This is a genomic window from Wolbachia endosymbiont of Muscidifurax uniraptor (assembly GCF_054149795.1).
Genome location: NZ_CP083727.1, coordinates 1,217,691 through 1,233,467, shown reverse-complemented (window position 1 = coordinate 1,233,467; position 15,777 = coordinate 1,217,691). Strand labels below are relative to the sequence as shown.

13 protein-coding genes and 3 pseudogenes are annotated in these 15,777 nt (G+C 35.6%); 9 read left to right on the top strand and 7 right to left on the bottom strand.

Annotated features, from left to right (window positions below):
* The first annotated feature begins 61 nt into the window (after positions 1 to 61).
* Positions 62 to 1,405 carry a DNA repair protein RadA gene (gene radA / locus LA754_RS06400; protein ID WP_077188308.1) on the top strand — a complete coding sequence of 448 codons (1,344 nt, stop codon included), beginning with the start codon at positions 62 to 64 and terminating at the stop codon, positions 1,403 to 1,405.
* On the opposite strand, the gene ftsY is transcribed toward radA, so the two are convergent.
* Positions 1,392 to 2,303, bottom strand: coding sequence for a signal recognition particle-docking protein FtsY (gene ftsY, locus LA754_RS06395; RefSeq protein WP_006279965.1), 912 nt, complete (start codon positions 2,301 to 2,303; stop codon positions 1,392 to 1,394). The genes radA and ftsY overlap by 14 nt on opposite strands.
* A 178-nt stretch (positions 2,304 to 2,481) precedes the next feature.
* On the opposite strand from ftsY, the gene iscU reads away from it, so the two are divergent.
* Genes iscU through LA754_RS06375 form a run of 4 tightly spaced genes read left to right on the top strand, consistent with a single transcriptional unit; the run spans position 2,482 to position 5,571 of the window.
* Positions 2,482 to 2,874, top strand: coding sequence for a Fe-S cluster assembly scaffold IscU (gene iscU / locus LA754_RS06390; protein WP_006279966.1), 393 nt, complete (start codon positions 2,482 to 2,484; stop codon positions 2,872 to 2,874).
* Between the two features lie 10 nt (positions 2,875 to 2,884).
* Positions 2,885 to 3,289: a HesB/IscA family protein gene (locus LA754_RS06385; protein ID WP_077188307.1), complete on the top strand. Its 405-nt coding sequence runs from the start codon at positions 2,885 to 2,887 to the stop codon at positions 3,287 to 3,289.
* Positions 3,282 to 3,740: an iron-sulfur cluster co-chaperone HscB C-terminal domain-containing protein gene (locus tag LA754_RS06380; protein ID WP_077188306.1), complete on the top strand. Its 459-nt coding sequence runs from the start codon at positions 3,282 to 3,284 to the stop codon at positions 3,738 to 3,740. Before LA754_RS06385 ends, LA754_RS06380 begins: the two co-directional genes overlap by 8 nt.
* Complete coding sequence (locus tag LA754_RS06375) at positions 3,718 to 5,571, top strand: Hsp70 family protein (RefSeq protein ID WP_457923638.1); 1,854 nt, start codon at positions 3,718 to 3,720, stop codon at positions 5,569 to 5,571. The genes LA754_RS06380 and LA754_RS06375 overlap by 23 nt, the downstream gene beginning before the upstream one ends.
* A 7-nt stretch (positions 5,572 to 5,578) precedes the next feature.
* Here the strand turns inward: LA754_RS06375 and lepB are convergent, their stop codons facing one another.
* The 4 genes from lepB to LA754_RS06355 form a co-directional block, all read right to left on the bottom strand.
* Positions 5,579 to 6,325, bottom strand: a complete 747-nt coding sequence (lepB, locus tag LA754_RS06370; protein WP_077188309.1) for a signal peptidase I — start codon at positions 6,323 to 6,325, stop codon at positions 5,579 to 5,581.
* A gap of 772 nt (positions 6,326 to 7,097) precedes the next feature.
* Complete coding sequence (locus tag LA754_RS06365) at positions 7,098 to 7,229, bottom strand: hypothetical protein (protein ID WP_255317428.1); 132 nt, start codon at positions 7,227 to 7,229, stop codon at positions 7,098 to 7,100.
* A 45-nt stretch (positions 7,230 to 7,274) separates the two neighbouring features.
* Positions 7,275 to 8,162, bottom strand: coding sequence for an aspartate carbamoyltransferase catalytic subunit (locus LA754_RS06360; protein ID WP_006279948.1), 888 nt, complete (start codon positions 8,160 to 8,162; stop codon positions 7,275 to 7,277).
* Between the two features lie 203 nt (positions 8,163 to 8,365).
* A complete protein-coding gene (locus LA754_RS06355) occupies positions 8,366 to 9,391 on the bottom strand; it encodes a Fe(3+) ABC transporter substrate-binding protein (protein ID WP_006279947.1) in 1,026 nt (341 codons plus the stop codon).
* 497 nt (positions 9,392 to 9,888) lie between these two features.
* Here LA754_RS06355 and LA754_RS06350 point away from each other — a divergent pair.
* Positions 9,889 to 10,436 (top strand): annotated as a pseudogene (locus LA754_RS06350) (DUF6444 domain-containing protein); the annotation flags it as partial.
* Positions 10,437 to 10,452: 16 nt separating this feature from the next.
* On the opposite strand, the pseudogene LA754_RS06345 reads toward LA754_RS06350, so the two are convergent.
* Together LA754_RS06345 and LA754_RS06340 are read right to left on the bottom strand one after the other, a co-directional pair.
* A pseudogene (locus LA754_RS06345) lies at positions 10,453 to 11,275 on the bottom strand (IS5 family transposase).
* Between the two features lie 72 nt (positions 11,276 to 11,347).
* A pseudogene (locus tag LA754_RS06340) lies at positions 11,348 to 12,747 on the bottom strand (IS4 family transposase).
* 108 nt (positions 12,748 to 12,855) lie between these two features.
* Here LA754_RS06340 and LA754_RS06335 point away from each other — a divergent pair.
* Genes LA754_RS06335 through pnp form a run of 3 tightly spaced genes read left to right on the top strand, consistent with a single transcriptional unit; the run spans position 12,856 to position 15,722 of the window.
* Positions 12,856 to 13,149 (top strand): hypothetical protein, encoded by a 294-nt coding sequence (locus tag LA754_RS06335; protein WP_236718489.1) that lies wholly within the window; start codon positions 12,856 to 12,858, stop codon positions 13,147 to 13,149.
* 12 nt (positions 13,150 to 13,161) lie between these two features.
* A complete protein-coding gene (gene rpsO / locus LA754_RS06330) occupies positions 13,162 to 13,434 on the top strand; it encodes a 30S ribosomal protein S15 (RefSeq protein WP_006279944.1) in 273 nt (90 codons plus the stop codon).
* Between the two features lie 14 nt (positions 13,435 to 13,448).
* A complete protein-coding gene (pnp, locus tag LA754_RS06325) occupies positions 13,449 to 15,722 on the top strand; it encodes a polyribonucleotide nucleotidyltransferase (RefSeq protein WP_077188412.1) in 2,274 nt (757 codons plus the stop codon).
* The last annotated feature ends 55 nt before the right edge of the window (positions 15,723 to 15,777 follow it).

The following is a 15,777-nucleotide window of genomic DNA, read 5'->3' as shown; positions in this document are numbered from 1 at the left end:
GATTTACTTCGCATATTCAGCTAATTTTTATTACAATTACAACAAAATAATTTTGGCTTTGATGAAAACTGTATATGTATGTCAATCCTGTGGTCACAGCACTGGCAGGTGGGTAGGGAAGTGTATTGCATGTGACAATTGGGATACAGTTGTTGAGGAAATAGCAGTAAAAACGGGCAAAAGAAGTATATCTGCGCCAATTTTAATAAAGACGTTATCGGGTAGCGAAATTATCACTCCAAGTCGTTTTTTAACAGGAATAGAAGAATTAGATAGAGTTTTTGGTGGAGGTATCGTTCAAGGTGCTAGCATTTTAATTGGTGGCGAACCTGGAATTGGGAAATCTACCCTTTTGCTTAGAATTGCAGCTAATGTTGTGCAACTTTCCTCTTTTGAATGTCTTTATGTATCCGGCGAGGAATCTTTAGAGCAAGTGAGCCTCAGAGCAAAGCGTCTTAAGATAAATGAACCTAAAATTAAGCTTTTGTCTACAGTGTCTTTAACTGATGTAGTAGCAACAATAAAGGAAAACAAAAGTATTAAATTCTTAGTAATTGACTCTATACAAACAATGTATGATAGCAGAATTATATCAGCACCAGGAACTGTAACTCAGGTCCGCACTTGCGCACATGAATTAACCATTCTTGCGAAACAATATGGTATTTCCCTCTTAATAGTTGGCCATATAACTAAGGATGGACAAATAGCTGGACCTAAAACTTTGGAGCATATGGTGGATACGGTATTATATTTTGAAGGTGAAAATAGCAATCAATACCGCATTTTGCGTACTATTAAGAATAGATTTGGCCCTGCAAATGAAATTGGTGTTTTTGAGATGTCTGAAGCAGGACTTGTGCCTGTTGATAACCCATCATCATTGTTTCTGATGGCCCATGACAGAGAAGTAGTTGGCAGCGCCGTATTTGCAGGAATTGAAGGTTCAAGACCAATTTTAATGGAAGTGCAAGCATTAATAGCAGGGACTAATATGGCAACCCCAAGAAGGGCAGTAGTTGGGTGGGATATTAATCGATTGGCTATGATCATTGCGGTGCTAAATGCTCGTTGCAAAATGTTTTTGCATGATAAAGAGATATACCTAAACATTGCAGGGGGACTCAAAATACAGGAACCATCGGCTGATCTTGCTGTTGCTGCTTCCCTTATTTCAAGTGTAGTAAATTTACCGCTGCCAACTTCTTCAATAATCTGCGGTGAAGTTGCACTTTCAGGAGAAATTAGGAACATCTCGCATGCTGATCTCAGACTAAAAGAAGCACAAAAGTTAGGATTCAAAAAAGCAATTATGCCTAAAAATGGCAATTATTCTTCTCATGATATTGAAATAATCAAGCTTGGTCACGTAAGGGAATTAAGAGAAGTCTTTAATTACAATTAAATAACGCTTCAGCAAATTCTTTACTAGTAAACTCCCTTAAGTCCTCTATATTTTCGCCAATTCCTATAGCATGTAACTTTATCTTATAAGCTTCTGCAAGTCCAATTACCACTCCGCCCTTAGCAGTGCCATCTAACTTTGTTACGATTAGCCCGGTAACATTAACCATTTTGCTAAATGCTTCTAATTGGCTATAGGCATTTTGGCCGGTAGTTGCATCAAGAACTAAAATAACGTCATGAGGGGCAGTATCATCCAATTTCTTTATCGTTCTATATATTTTTGATAACTCCTCCATAAGGTTCACATTATTTTGCAGCCTTCCTGCTGTGTCAATTAGAACAACATCAACGTTGTCTTTTATAGCTTGACTTACAGCTCTATATGCCACACTTGCAGAGTCGCTACCGTACTCTCCAGTAACAATCAAGCAATCAGAACGTTCTGCCCAAATGTTTAATTGCTCACTAGCAGCAGCTCTAAATGTGTCGCATGCAACAAGCATAACGGATTTTCCCATTTCCTTATATTTATATGCAAGCTTACCTATAGTTGTGGTTTTACCATTACCGTTTACTCCGCATACCATTATTATATGTGGTTTTTTGTTCAAAATTAACGGTTGCACAACTGGGCTCAATATAGCTTCTATTTCGTTCATTAACTGCTGCGAGATAATATTATACTCAACTTCCTTGTCAAACTTGATGCTTGTGAGCCTGTCAATAATCAACTTGGAAGTTTTATGACCAATATCCATGCTAATTAGCAATTCTTCTAGCTCATCTAAAAGCGACTGATCTAATTTTTTTTTGTTAGAGAAAATACTTTTTACTCCGTTGCTAAAGCGAGAAGAAGTTTTTAACAAGCCTTTATAAAGGTTACCAAATAAACTCAAGAGAATACTCCTTTTTAGTTACAATATAGAGAATGACATGCACTACATGTATTTGTAAAGTAAATACACTCGTAACCCATATATTTTGTGAGTAAAATATACTGTTTGCTAGTGCATTTTTCTTTAGTTTTTAACCTAAATATGTTATAATGTAGAATAGCGGTTCACAGGTAATTTTATGAGTTATAATGAGAAAATTTTAGATCATTACGAAAATCCAAGAAATGTTGGCTCTCTGGATAAAAATGATCCAAATGTTGGTACTGGTTTAGTTGGTGCACCATCGTGCGGTGATGTAATGAAATTGCAGATAAAGGTCAATGACAAAGGTGTTATTGAAGATGCAAAATTTAAAACTTTTGGTTGTGGTTCTGCCATTGCTTCAAGTTCCTTGTTAACAGAGATGATAAAGGGGAGAACCATCAGTGACGTTACACAGATAAAGAATACTCAAATAGTGGAAGAGTTGTCTTTACCTCCAGTGAAGATACACTGTTCGGTACTTGCTGAAGATGCTATAAAGGCTGCTATTCATGACTATCAAAGTAAACAAAATAAAGGTGGACATTGAGAACTAAAGCATGAGTGAATATCAAGGAGTAAACGCTATAAAGAAAGATAAAAAACTTATTACTATAACTGCGAAAGCAGTAGAAAGGATAAAGTATTTATTGGACCAAAAGAAGCATACTAACCTTGAGAAATCAGAAGAAGCAATAGGAATAAGAGTGCTAATTAAACAAAAAGGATGTTCTGGTTTAAAATATGATATTGAATATGCGTATGATACTCGTCCTTTAGAGTCGATAATTGAGGAAAACTGCAGTGATGACCAAAAAGTTAAAGTGTTGATCGATCCAAAATCCGTCATGTTTATTCTTGGCTCTGAAATGGATTATGTAGAAGAAAAATTTTCATCGGGTTTTGTTTTCAAAAATCCTAATGAGAAAGGAAAATGTGGTTGTGGAGAGAGTTTTCATGTCTAGCAGCTATTTTACATTGTTTGAAATTGAACCAACTTTCAATATCAGCTTTGATGAGTTAGAGAAAAAATATATTGAGCTAAGCAAGACTGATATAAATGAAAGACAGTCCAAAAACATGGAAAATATCAACAAAGCTTATCAAGTGCTAAAGTCACCACTAGAACGTGCTGAGCATTTGTTGAATCTTTTTGGTGTGGGAAGCCCAAAGGATCATCCAAATTCTGAAATATTAAATGAATCAATGGAAATAAGAGAGTACTTACTAGACTGCGATGATCTACAATTTGCAAGCAGGATGATTGATGAAAAAATAAAAGATTGCGTTAAAAACCTAATTAACACTTTTGCTGTAAAGAATTTTGATGGAGCTGCTACACAAGTCTTAAGATTGAAATATTTATATAAGTCATTTGAGGAGGTGAAAAAGAATGCAACCAATTCAAATTTCTGAACCAAATTCAAGTGAAGTAGTTTTTGGTATAGATCTTGGTACCACCAATTCTTTAATTGCCATGGTAAATAAAGCTGGCAACGTGGAGATATTTAAAGATGAGCAGGGAAGAGAGCTACTGCCTTCTGCTCTTTCATATGAAAATAATACATTGAAAACTGGCTGTGACGTCGGTCAAAATGCAATCTACTCAATAAAGCGTTTAATGGGTAAAAGTGTTGAAGAATTAAATAAAGAAGGCGTCAATTTTGAAATAGATCATGAAAGCGAAAAAGTTATTAGAATAAAATGCGCAGAGGAAAAGTATCTTACTCCTGTTGAGATTTCTGCTGAGATATTAAAAGCTTTATGCAAGAGGGTAGAAGAGTCTACAGAGATGAAAGTAAAAAAAGCAGTGATTACTGTGCCAGCTTACTTTGACGATTCAGCACGTAACGCAACTAAATATGCGGCAAAATTAGCTGGAATAGAAGTTCTTCGCCTCGTTAACGAGCCAACCGCTGCAGCGCTTTCTTACTCCATTGAAAAGAACAATAACAGTGGAATATATGCAGTTTATGACCTTGGTGGTGGAACATTTGATATTTCGATATTGAAATTGCATCAAGGAGTGTTTCAAGTTCTTGCAGTTGGTGGTGACACTAAACTCGGTGGAGATGATTTTGATCATTTGCTTAACCTTATTGTGCTTGATAAGTATAGAGAAAAGGTAGGTTTAAACAAAGAATGCTCTAGTGTCATCCCAGTCTGGGATCCAGAAAGTTTGATTACAAATGAACACACTAGAAAGTTATATAATAAGAACTGGATTCCAGTGTCAGCTACTTGCATGACAACACTTATTGAATCACGTATTGTAAAAGAATACCTGAGCGAAAACACCGTAGGCACTTTTGAATTCAATATTAACGGTGAATTATTTGAATGCGAAATTACCAGAGAAGAATTTGAACATGCAATCAGTTCTTTGGTCAATAGGACTATCAATATAGTCACTCGTACTATAAGTGATATAGATCTTAAAATTGATGATATAAAAGGAGTAATTTTAGTTGGTGGTGCAACTAGAACACCATTGGTTCAAAATTCACTAGTCGAACTTTTTGGAAATAAAGTACTAAATGACGTGGATCCGGATAAAGCAGTTGCCATTGGGGCAGCTCTGCAGGCTCATGATTTAACTTCGAGCTCAAAAGATAGGAATATTCTCCTGGATGTTCTACCTTTATCACTTGGCATAGAAACTATGGGAGGCATAGTTGAAAAAATCATACCAAGAAATACACCACTACCAGTTTCAGAGATAAAAGAGTTTACAACTTATGTTGATGGGCAACTAGCAATGAAAATTCACGTTTGTCAGGGAGAACGTGAAATGATAGAGGATAACAAATCTCTAGCGCAGTTTGAACTAAAAGGTATACCGCCACTGCCTGCAGGTTCTGCAAGAATTGAAATAGAATTTACAGTTAATGTTGACGGAATCTTGACTGTTACTGCAAGAGAAAAAGCTACTGGAATTGAGCAGACAGTTGAAGTAAATTCAAATTTTGGCTTGAGTGAAGCTGATGTTCAAAATATGGTTAACCAGTCAATAAACAGCTTTGATGAAGATATGAAGGCTCGTTCCCTTGCAAGTGCTAAAATTAATGGAAATAAACTCATACACTTGGTTGAAAACAATAATAACCTTTTCACTGATCAAAAGTTGAAAAACCTATTACAAAATGCAAAAAACGCTTTACAAGGCAATGACATGAATGAAATTAACAACACTATCGCCGAGTTAGAAAATTCCTCTTTAGAGTTGTGTGAATTAACAAATAGGTAGAAAAAGCTTACACAACCTTGTGCAATACCCTATTTAACCTCAAGGCAACAGGTAACCTGAAATTAAATGGTAACCAATCAACCTTTCCTAATTTAAATGATAAACCAACTATGCTTACACGCCCAATGATATTTTCCATTGGTACAAAACCAACTTCAGGAAACCTGCTATCCAAAGAATTATTTCTATTGTCTCCCATAACAAAAAATTGATCGTTAGGTACATAATAAACCGGAGTGTTATATGATAGCTTATTAGAAATGTTATCTACCAAAATCTCATGCTCCTTGCCACTTAAAAGCGTTTCTATATATCTTGGTATGTTACGATTCGACTCATAATCAAAAAAACTTTCAATTTGCCTTCGCTCTACTTTCTGATCATTTAGGTATAATTCTCCCTCTATCATTTGCACTTTGTCACCTGGTGTTCCTATTACTCGCTTAACAAACCTGATGCTGTCATTTCTTGTGGGTTTGAAAACTACTATGTCGCCACGCTTTGGAGGGGTATAAAAAATCCTGCCGCTAAAAATGTTTGGAGAAAATGGAAAGGAGTGTTTACTGTAACCGTATGAATATTTACTAGTAAAAATGTAATCCCCTTCAAGTAGGGTGCTTTTCATTGAACCAGAAGGTATATGAAATGGCTCGAATAAAAAACTACGTATTGATAGCGCAATCAACAGTAAAAAAAACAATGAAGATAAAAATCTTCCCGTTCTTATCACCCAGTTTTTGCTTAGTTCTTCCAACTTTTCCAACTTTGTTTTTCTTATAGATTAAGCTTATTATAATACATAAATTAAAAAATGGTAATATGAAATTTTACTTGTGAATGTCATTCCTCTATTCAAAACAATTTTGAAAAGGCGGTTCATTTCTTTCAACGGTGTCATCCAAGTAGCGTGACACATAACTGTACGAACATTGCAATTTGCAGGTGGCAGATGAAAGTAGCTGATGCACATCTGTACGAACATTTGCTTTTGTTAAGGTAATATGGTGTTATGAAAGTAGCTGACACTGGAATGGCTTTGTTGCATCGCTACTTATGAAAGGCTAACTATAGTTAGGATTATAAGTAACCTATTGAAAATCTTGTTTTTTTGCAATCAATCTGATCAAATTTAAGAATAGTAATTTGTTATTTATATTAATAAATTTAATTCTATTGAAAATAGCTAAAGCATTGAAATTCTTGAATTTTAGCCGGATTGGTAAATGGTAGTGAAATTTCTTTTACTCAAATTTAGGTATTCATTGACCGTTCTTGTTATAAATACCAGAATAATAAGCTACTGATATTCGCTATCTTTTTTATCTTTAATCCATCATAGCTAGCGATGCAACAAAGCCCACTGGAATCCAGGTTGTAACCGTTCACGGATTGTGAGAATGAATAAAGAACTAAGCAGTCGTAACTTTTGGAAGGGATTTTGGCCATTGAGACGTGATGTCAAAAATATCGACAACATTCTTTCCACAAATCTTTCTCCATGTTCCGACCAGGTGAAAAAGCTGTTTTTACGATAGCCGTCTGATTTGCCGTTCTGCAAGGTTGTTGATTGACTTCAGGCTTTCGTAAAAACTTCCACACCATATCCTCGGCCTTAACATCTTAATGGCCATTCTCAAACCATTTACAAGCCTTGTCATTTCATGCCCCCCCTTTTTGAATTAGTTGTGTAGCATCTTTTAATATTAGCAAGGCCTATAATAGTGCAACACTGCCTTACGTATTGCCAATCCAAATTCTACTTGCTGTAAAATAACACAATCTGCTACATCGCTGCTAATCTCAATCCCTCTGTTTATTGGCCCTGGGTGCATAACAATCGCATCTGGTTTTGCGTATGATAGCTTTTGTGAATCAAGTCCATACAAATAAAAATATTCTTTCTCTGAAGAACTATTATTCATGCGCTCTTTCTGCAATCTCAAAAGCATAATTACGTCAGCATCCTTTATACCTTCAATTAATGAATAATGGACTGAATCTACTTCAGGAAAATGCTTACAAATCAAAGTTGGTGGTGCAACCAAGTTTATCTCTGCTCCAAACATTTTTAGCAATCTTATATTTGATCTTGCAACTCTACTGTGCAGAATATCTCCACATATCACAACTTTGAGGTCCTTTATTTGCTTTTTGTGATTGCTGATTACAAGATAGTCTGCAAGAGCTTGAGTTGGATGTTCACTACTTCCATCGCCTGCATTGATTAGCGAGCAGTTAACATACTTTGCCAGTGTATTAATGATACCACTACTTTTATGCCTGATTATTATGTAATCAGGATTCATTGCATTTAATGTTTTGATCATGTCTTTTAGATCTTCTCCCTTGTTAATAGAAGAAGATCTTATTGGCAAAGTTACAACATTTGCTCCAAGGCTTTTTGCTGCTATTTCAAAAGACGCAAGTGTACGCGTTGAATCTTCAAAGAATAAATTTATTACTGTCTTATTTTCCAAGATATGACTATTTGCAACTTCTTTTTTAAGGTACTGGTTGGCCAACTCAGTTATATTTTCTACATCATCGACTGTAAGGTCTGAGATGTTTAACAAATTCCTTCTCTTGTTCATAGTTTCCTTTTCAACTATTTGAACCTATTCTACTTTCTTATTACCTTTTTTCAATAGACTTCTTGTGCAGCAATTGTTTTGGTGAAAGAACGGAAAAAGATAGTAAAGTCAAAATTAAGTTAGAAGGAAGAAAAAGTTCAGCGAGTCAAGAGTAAGGTATATTAGCATAAATCTTTCATCCCAATGTTTAGTGGCGCTGGGGATTACTTCCACTTACACTCATCCGCTATCATAACAGCCTCAAAAAGATGCTTCTCAAGTTCACTTAGAGGCAAATCACTTTGTGAATAATTTCCCCAAGATTTTAGTATATCGGAAGTTTCAACGCCTTCAATAATAGGATATTCTTGGTTTTTTTTAGCGTATAACTCTTGAGCCTGCTTGCTTACTAAAAATTCCAATAAGACTATAGCATTTTCCCTGTTTTTTGCGTTTTTTGTTACTGCTGCACCACTGATGTTTACCATTACACCGTGATCGTTGCGATTAGGAAAAAAAGCCCCTAGCTTGTCTGCAACATTCTTTTTATTTTCTGATGAAAGAATTCTCGCAAAGTAGTAGCTGTTTACTATTGCAACATCTCCCTCACCCGCTGCTACGGCGTAAATTTGATCAGTATCACCACCACTTGGTTTTCTTGCCATATTGCTCACAATTCCGCTTACCCATTCTTTCGTCTTTTCAAAACCATTATTTGCAATCATAAAAGCAATTAACGATCTGTTATATGGACTTGTAGAAGAACGCACTAATATTTTTCCTTTCCATTTTTCATTTGCTAAATCTTCATAAGTACTTAAGTCCTTAGGGTCTACTGACTCTTTATTGTAAACCAATATCCTAGCTCTTTTTGTAAGACCAAACCAATAATCTTCACTGTCTCTAAATCTTGCAGGTATAACACTTTTTAAAACCCCTGAATCTACTTGAGATAAAAGTCCTCTTTTTTTTGCTAGAATTAAGTTGATTGCATCAGCAGTCAAAAATAAGTCAGCTTCACCACCGTTTTCCATTCGTGAAAGTAGCTGAGAATAATCATCAATGATGTAACGTACTTTAATACCTGTATTTTTCGTGAATTCATCAAACAAAGTACGTACTAATTCTTCTTTGCGCGATGAATAAACATTTACCACTTGTGAGTCATTAGTTCCGTCGTTTCTGTATAAATAAGTAATAACTATCAATATAATTGCTATTAAGGATGTGAATATAAAGGCTTTTTTCATATTGGATAAAAAATAACTTCTTTCAGTTAAAGTTACCAAGATGGTACAACTTTAGCAAGTGTAAAGTTCGTTAGATAAATCATAAAAACTTCCTTGACAAGCTTCGCCAGCCCCCTTATTATAACACTGAAGCTATTTATTTATCTTCGCAATCTCTGCAGTGGATTAATGACAAAAAACTTAATGTATTTGGCGTAAATCATGCTTAATTTTTTGCACTATGTGCACCTTATGTCTTTATAAAATTTCTAGGTTTTTACCTAATATAAGCTGAAATGCGCTATTTAAAACATTAAAAAACGCCAACTTAAAAAATGGATAGTGAATAACTAGCTACCCTAGGGTTTCTTTTGCCTTTTTTTCTGTTTAGTAAATTGTATCCGTTCAGCGGAGTGGTAGAATAAGGTAGACAAAGCAAGATAATAAAGATAATCATAGAGCAAAAGTGAGGTAATGTGGTGAACCTTTGAGAACTTTGCAAAAATTTACAGCAAAAAATAGAAAAACTGAAAGCAGAGATAGAAAACTTAAAAGCAGAAAATAAAGCTTTAAAGATAGAGAACGCTGAATTAAAGGAAAGGCTCGGTTTAAATTCAAAAAACTCATCCCTGCCCAGCTCAAAAGAGCTATACAAAATAAAAAAGGACAAGCCAAAAAGCGAAAGGAATGTTGGCGATCAGGTTGGGCATAAAGGAAATTTTCATGCCACAATGGAAGCGGATAAAGTAGTAAAAATAGAGTTGCCTAATATTTGCGAATGCGGAGGAGAGCTTGTAATATGCGGAAAACCTTATGTTCACCAAAAAGTTGATCTTCCGGAAATTAGGCCTTATGTAGTAATTGGAACATGGTCGTTGTTGGAGATGCAGAAAAAGAAAAAGTAGCAAGTTACCAGAAGGTGTTACGCCAGATACATTTGGTCCAAGGGTTAAGTCTATAATTGCAGCACTCAGCGGATTTTACAAAAACTCAAAGCGTGAAGTGGCTAGTATCATAAATGACATTTTTAATTTGAACATAAGTGTTGGCAGCATATCAGAGGTTGTCCACAAACCAGTAAATCAAGCATATTCCCTACTTAACATAACTTTACTCATAGCCAGATATATGAAACTTTCAGTAGATGTTGTAAGTAAATCGTACTCCTTTGATAGCCTTCTATTTCTATTGATCCAAGCAAAAGTCCTCTCTACCACCCACCTTCTCGGCTGTACTGAAAATCCAGGATCCCGTTGTGGCAATAGTTCTAGTGGTGTATCTTTATGCACCCAAAACCTACATGGAGGCCTTTTGACAATTTCAATATCTATCCCATATTCTCTCTTTACGTAATCCTTTAAATCTTTTCCTTGGTATCCCATATCAGCCCACATTTTCTTAATATTGCTGTATTTTTCCTTCATATTGTCCAATGCCATCTTCACCCCATCTCTGTCATTTTCGCTTGCAGCTCCTACATAGCAACCAAGCACAAATCCTTGAGTATCTGTGATTATATGTCTTTTTCTCCCCTTTACCTTTTTCGCACCATCATAACCTTTGCCCCCCCTTTTTCCGTGGTTTTTACCGATTGACTGTCCACTATGCATGCGCTCGGCTTCCCATTTTTGACCTACTATATTTAGTGATATCATAGTTCATTTTCTCAAAAATTCTCTGCTTTTTCCATCTTCTAAACTGTTCATGCACAGCCTTCCACGGCGGAAAATCGTGTGGTAAATAGCGCCATTGACATCCTGTGCGCAGTATATAAAGAATTGCATTTACTATCTCACACTTACTGTATTTTGGTGGCCTTCCTCCTTTCTTGTACGATACTCTGAAGTGTTTTTCTATTCTTGCCCATTCCCTTTTACTTAAATCTGTTGGATATTTTTTCCTCATCTCTTACCTCAATATTCTTTCTTTATATACTACGTATTCCTTGGTTTGTGGACAACCTCTCAAATCTTACTATTACCAACAAATATGAGGTTCGTGAGCAAGTCGCCATCCTTCTGCTAAATCAAAGAGACGTTTATATCCTTTCCAAAGAGTAATTGGTCCTGGTTTTGGGTCGCTTTTTCTTGCTAAATGACCTCCAAGTTCACGAAACGGCTTCTTTTATAGTAGGGGCTATATTTGGACATGGTTTCCTGTGTATTTTAACATATAAAACTTTCCATTCTTCCTCAGCTAATAAGGCAGTACATGGTAATGTTGGGTTAGTTCTTGCAATTGATGTAATAAAGAAAATTCTCCAAGCAATAATGCTCATGACTGTTAAATACCTCATTAATCTTTCTGCTGTTCCAAGTCTACATTCCTCAACTTTGAGACCGGATTTAAAATTTTATGTAATATCTCTATTTTCCATCTAAGGCAATATCAACTAATTTTTTCAACAGCTTCATCGAAAGTATTAACTGAAAGATTCGTTAATAGCATCCATTCTAGCGGTTTTTTTTTAAGGGAAGGGGAGTTTTCTCAACAACATAAACTGCATAAAGTGGTAATTTAGGTAGTTCTTCCGTCTTATGCCTAATATTATTCTTAGATGGATTCATCATAAACTTTCCAAATCTAACTTCCAAACGTGCTGTTCTTTTTGGCTTATTATCTTTTACAGGAACTTCAACTTCTACCGTACCTGCACAATGAGAGGATTTAATAAATGCCCATAACTTCTGCTCACCTTTTTCAGGATATCGAGATTTTCTATTTACTGCTCTATCTCTGCATGCTCTAACTAGCACTGCCGAATTAAGACTATGTGCAAGCTCAAAAAAGTCATATATATCTGCTTCTCTATCGCATACAGTTATAGTCTCAGTTTGAGTTGGATCAATAATATTATTTGTTTTTCTTAAAGTTTCCAACCACTTTACGCTTTCTTTATCTTCAATGCGATCGCTCTTTTTTTTAAGGTTCTCAGTTTCTTCAGGTCTTGAATAAACTTTTTGATCTAGTATCCCTAGTACCAAACCTTCTATACTAACGGCAAGAGCTGTACGCATTATAATACCTTTTGCAGTATCATAACTGGACAAATTTGCTAATCCGCTTGTTTTTTTATGGTTATTATATACAATGTAACTGGTATCTTGAATGACAAGAACCCTCTTGTGAGCTTTTGTTCTCTCAACTGTTTTATCAATGTGTGAAGCTAGAATATCGACTTCTTTTACGTTCTCATTTTAAAAAAAACGATATGCTGCTTTTGCTTCTGACCAACTTCCGCATGCCTCATTAATTGAGCTTTCAGGTAAACTTATCAAACTGTCAGCAATATTTACTAATCGGTCAGTTAATCTTTTATCTCCAAGTACAGCATCTCCAAATTCATTTTTAGCCCATTCATTACTCTCGTTTGCCATTTTTATACCCTCAATATTTGCAAACTCTAATATTGTAATACTTTATTTATAAGTACATTTATATTTGTGGGTAATAGTAAGGAATGACACCGTCTTGGATGGAAACCAGTGTCAGCTACTTTCATGACAGAGGGGGGTGGGATGACAGAAGATGATGGAGTGACAGGGAGTAATACAAAAAGTTTCGTCATCCCCATTGAATCGGCTTTAAAATCGATGTTCAAAGTTGAAATTTCCCTAGAAGATGCGGGAAAAATCAGAAAAGGTCAGGAAGTTGTATTAAATAACTTGCGTAATTTAAAGAATCATGATATTTGTTGTGCGGTGGTGGGTAGTGTACCTATTGCAATCTGCAGTTTTATTTATGGTTGTGTGAAACCTATTCGTGTTTTTAATATTTAAAATGAGGTTTAGATGTCGATAACATCCGAAAAGAAAAAGAGTTTGATAAATATATATGCAATTAAAGAAGATGATACAGGCTCATCTTTTGTACAATGTGCAATTTTGACCGAGAGGATCAGTAACTTAACTGAGCATTTTAAAGTGCACAAGCATGACCATCACTCTAAGCGTGGTTTACTTATATTGATAGGTAGAAGACGCAAGCACTTAAATTATATAAAGCGTAAATTTGGTAATGAAGCCTATCAGGAATTAATAGAGAAGTTAGGCATTAGAAAATAATCGAGGAATTTAATATGTTTAAAATTATAAAAAAATCTATAGAGTGGGGTGGTCGTCCCTTATCTTTAGAAACAGGAAAAATAGCACGCCAAGCTCATGGTTCAGTAGTTGTAAATTACGGTGATACTTCTGTTTTGGTAACTGTTGTACGTAAAAAGAAGGAAGAAAGCGTTGATTTCCTACCTTTAAATGTGCAGTTTATCGCAAAAAGCTATGCCATGGGTAAGATCCCTGGCGGGTTTTTTAAAAGAGAAGGCAAGCCATCTGATAGAGAAACTTTAATCTCAAGAGTAATAGATAGAAGTATAAGACCACTATTCCCAGAAGGATTTCATGATGAAATTAGTGTGGTGTGCAATCTATTAACTTATGATACAGTCAATCCTCCTGAAGTGCCAGCATTGATTGGTGCTGTTGCAGCTCTTGCAATTTCTGGTGTTCCCTTTCACTTTACTATAGCTGGAGTGATGGTTGGTTGTGATGAAAATAATAACTATATACTCAACCCTTCTGTTCAAGAGATGAAAGCAAGCAGCTTGGATCTGTTTTTGTCTGGTGATGAAAATTCAATTTTAATGGTTGAATCAGAAGTGAAAGAGCTCTCTGAAGAAAATGTTTTTAATGCAATAAAATTTGGCCATGAACACCTTAAGCCTGTCATTAAGCTCATAAAAGAGTTTGCTGATACAATTGGCAATAAACCTGAGAGCTTTGCCCCTATTGATGCATCAGATATAACACAAGAGCTCGAAAAATACGGTAAAGATTTTGAAAAAGCATATTCGCAAACAGTAAAACAAGAGCGAGTTCAAGCTCTAGAAGCGATCAGAGAGAATATATTGAATACTCTTAAAGAAACTGGAAAAGACGAAAAGTTAATTACGTATGCAGTAAAAAACTTTGAAAGATCTTTAGTACGTGAAATAATTAGGAAGAAAAGTGTAAGGATAGACGGTCGTAAGCATGATGAGATACGTCAGATAGAAGTTGAAGTTGATATTCTGTCCAAAACTCACGGTTCTGCACTATTTACAAGAGGCAATACTCAGGCACTGGTTGTTACTGCTCTTGGCACCACTCAAGATGAGCAAATTGTGGATGATATTGAAGGGGATAGACGTGAGCATTTCATGTTGCATTATAACTTTCCCTCATTTGCTGTTGGAGAAACTTCTGCTGCGCGTGCACCAGGAAGAAGAGAAATCGGTCATGGCAAACTTGCTTGGAAAGCAATTCATCCTGTTTTACCCGATAAGTCTGAATTTCCTTATACAATAAGAGTAGTGTCCGAAATTTTGGAGTCTGATGGTTCTTCTTCTATGGCAACAGTTTGTGGGACTTCTCTTGCTTTAATGGATACGGGTGTGCCAATAAAGGCCCCTGTTGCTGGAATTGCTATGGGTCTCATCAAAGATAAAGACGAGTATGTAATACTTTCCGATATACTTGGTGATGAAGATTATCTTGGGGATATGGACTTTAAAGTAGCAGGAACTAGTGAAGGGGTTACGGCGCTACAAATGGACATGAAAATTTCTGGTATAAGCTTTGAAATTGTTGAAAAATCTTTAGAACAGGCAAAAGCTGGAAGATTACATATTTTAGAAAAAATGAATGCAGTGATTTCAGAACACAGTGATGATGTCAAAGACCATGCACCAAGGATGTTATCATTTTACATAGATAAAGACAAAATTTCTGCTGCTATAGGTTCTAAGGGGAAAAATATACGCAGTGTGTGTGAAAGAAGTAATGCAAAAATTGAAATAGGAGATGATGGTAAAGTTTCTGTTTTTGCTACGAGTGGCACTGAAGCTGAAATTGCAAAGAGTATGATGATTGATTCAATAACAGAACTAGAACAAGGTTCTATAGTTGATGTCAAGGTTGTAAGAATAGAGAAGTCTATTGTAGAGCTTGAATTTCTTAATGGCAGAAAAGGAAAAATGCACATAAGTGAAGTAGCTAATGAACATATAGATTCTATAGAGAGCGTACTTAAACAAGATGATACTTTCAAAGCACTAGTAATTGACTTCGAAAAAGGTGGGTGTCCAAAGTTGTCAAGACGTCGGGTTGATCAAGAGACGGGAGAGTTTTTTGAAGGTGAGCTTTACAACGAGGAAAGGAAAGATGGTCCAAATGACAGGGATAATTATTACAATAATTCATTTAGTAGAAAACCTGGAGGAAGTCACCATAAGAGGCCTCCTCGTCCTCGTTCTGGTTTCAGCAATAGAAATAGGCCGAAATTTGGTAATAATGATTCATCATCAGGTTTTTATTAAGAGTAAACTTCTTGCGTTACCTCTCGTCATTCCAGTGCTTAACACTGGAATGACA